The sequence below is a fragment of the Thiocystis violacea genome (assembly GCF_016583575.1).
In the GTDB taxonomy this organism is placed as follows: Bacteria; Pseudomonadota; Gammaproteobacteria; order Chromatiales; family Chromatiaceae; genus Thiocystis; species Thiocystis violacea.
The window spans coordinates 1-2,622 of sequence record NZ_NRRG01000120.1; the positions used below are offsets into that span (position 1 = coordinate 1).

1 protein-coding gene is annotated in these 2,622 nt (G+C 61.8%); it reads left to right on the forward strand.

The features are described from left to right. Window positions 1-181: 181 nt before the first annotated feature. Complete coding sequence (locus tag CKO27_RS23595; protein WP_200377355.1) at window positions 182-2,308, forward strand: hypothetical protein; 2,127 nt, start codon at window positions 182-184, stop codon at window positions 2,306-2,308. Window positions 2,309-2,622: the final 314 nt, after the last annotated feature.

The following is a 2,622-nucleotide window of genomic DNA, read 5'->3' on the forward strand; positions in this document are numbered from 1 at the left end:
GGCCAAGGCCTGGGCGGATCGCCGCAAGGCCTCCAGCGCCACAGTCGATTGGCACTTCACGACCGAGGAGGCACGGATCAAGCTCAAGCGCCTCTATCCGCAAATTAAGGAGGAATGAGGTACTAGGCCATGAACGTTATCCTGCCCCCTTTCGACCGCCCGCGCGCGATTCCAGGCTCCGATGCAACTCAAACAACAAACCATTTGGCCATGGCTTCTGGCCATCGTCCTGATGCTGGGCGCGGCAAGCGTCATGTCCGCATCCCGGCTTCAGAACCCGGACGCCGGGCCATCCATGAGCCGCGGCGACTTCAGCTATCCCCAGGTGCCGCCCAGCCATCGGCACATGCGGCTCCTGCTGGACAACGCCTTCCAATACCTGAACCCGACTCACGGAATGATCGACCCAACTTCCGGATATCCGGTGGAGGGTTGGAATAAGGAGCCGGAACATGGGCTCTTTCTTCGCTCCTTCACTCAGCTCACGGCCGTTGGCGCCTGGATCGAACTGCTGGCCAATATCGTCGCGGGCTACGCGGACAATCCCTATGTCTCCAGGGCCGCCGCGTCGGAGGGGCTATCGCTCGCGGTCGGGACACTTCTGAAGGACCAGCGCGACCCGGCCCTCGCGGCGAAGGGACTGCTGGTGAATTTCCTGGGTCTGGACAATGGGAAAAGACAGGGTCCGCTTCTGGAGTCGATCGAAAAAAGGCGGTTCATCGAGACCTTCGGCGAGCCGGCGGGCCAGGCGATCTGGCTGGCCATGCTGGAAAAGGGCTGGCTCCAGGAGCAAGACAACGGTCGAAAAGGCCGAATCCGCCGTGACGCGACCTATGGGGATGCCTATTTCGACGGGGCGCTCGCCCCCTATTCGCAGGCGTCGCTGAGATCCAGGATCATGGGACTACTGGATCAACGGGTGGTCACGATTATCTTCGGCGACAACGCCAATCTCACCGCCGCGCTGGCCCGGTCGGTGGGCGCGCTCCTGCGGCCCGAGATCCGACAGGATCCGACGATCAGCCGATCGAGGGAGCGGATCGAGCGCTTCATCGCCGCGCAGCAAGAGGGCTACGCGCATCTTTTCGATCCTGGGACCGGCACCTTCGTCTTCGGCTGGGACGCCACGGCGAACCGCTTCACGGGCTGGGACGACGGCCAGGGAAACTGGGTGACCGGCCGGATGAACTACTTCATCAACGAGTTTCGCGGACCCTGGACCTTCGTCGTGCTACGCCATGACCTGCCGATCGACTCGCTCCGGAACGCAGGCTTCAAGATCAAGACTTACAGGTTCGGGGACGGACGCGAAACCCACGCCCTGGCCGCCTGGGACGGATCGGCCTTTCAATTGCTCGGGCTATCCCTCTTCATGCGGGAGACCGAGAATCCAGGCTGGAGACGCAGCCTCGAAACCCTCGTGGACATCGAGCTCGACTTCTCGAACCGAAATCGTCTTCCGGGGTTCCTGTCCGAGGCCTACAGCGGCCATGGAACCGAATACACCGGGCGGATCGGGATTCCCGACCTCGCCGTCACCGACCACGCCCTCATCACCCAGGCCCCGTCCCTCTATACCCTGGGTGTCGCCTACACGATCGCCCCCGAGAAGGTGGAGCGCTTTCTGAACGAGCATTGGCCCAGGATCTCGGGGCTGTTCACCGACCACGGCCCCTGGGAGGGCTGGGACATCTCGACCAACAGGATCATTCCCTATCAGACAACCGCGCACAATCTGTCGCTTATTCTGGGTGGACTCAACTCCGCCCAGGAAAACATGCGTCGCTATCTGGAGGAGAACCAGCTCGACGGTCGACTGAAAGCCCTGTACGAGCCCGGAGACAGGGTCGATCTCCTGGACGCCGGGAATCGGATTCTTACCTGGACCTCGGACCAGAGTCAGCTCGACTTCTCGCGCGAGCCGGGAGCCTGCCGTTTTGTCTCTCCCCTCGGCGCCAGCGCGGGGATGGCATTCATCGTTCCGGAGGGTCGAACGGTCAGCCTGTCGAACGGAAGCCTGGCGATCCGATACCGATCGGCGACGGAGGTGAAGGATGTCTCCATTTCATTCAAAAGGGCTAAGGACGATCCGCTCGCGCCGCCCGCCATCCCAATCGAGCTGTTCACGCGCTTCAAAGAGACCCGGGGCGATCGGATCGAGATCCTGCTGCCCGCGACCCCGGCGCTCGACGGAATCGCGGAGATCTCCCTGACCTTCCGAAATAGCGGACAAGCGACACCCATCGATGTCTCCATCACCGCGTTCGAGTTCCTGCCCTTTGCCAACGCCCTCGAATCGCCGAGGTGAGCGAGACACACCGAACCGACCTAGGGCGCGTCATCAATTCTCGTTGTGAGGGATGAGCGCGGAGACCAGGGATCCCTCCATCCCTGGAGCCGGACGCCGGTTTGTAGGAGCGAATTCATTCGTCACGCTGGTGGCTCCGATGCCGGCGGGGCGAATGGATTGATCGTGTTGGTGGCGCGGATGTCGAGGCGAATGAATTCGCCCCTTGTATGTTCTGTTCTCAGGAATTGATAAGGAGAAGGGATAAACGGAGTTTATGAAGAGAGCCCGGGAAGCCGTTCGCCCCTGAAGCCTGGACGTGATGTTCAGAGCTT

Coding starts and splice junctions, on each gene's coding strand:
- CKO27_RS23595 (WP_200377355.1), top strand. CDS start 182: ATGCAACTCAAACAACAAACCATTTGGCCATGGCTTCTGGCCATCGTC.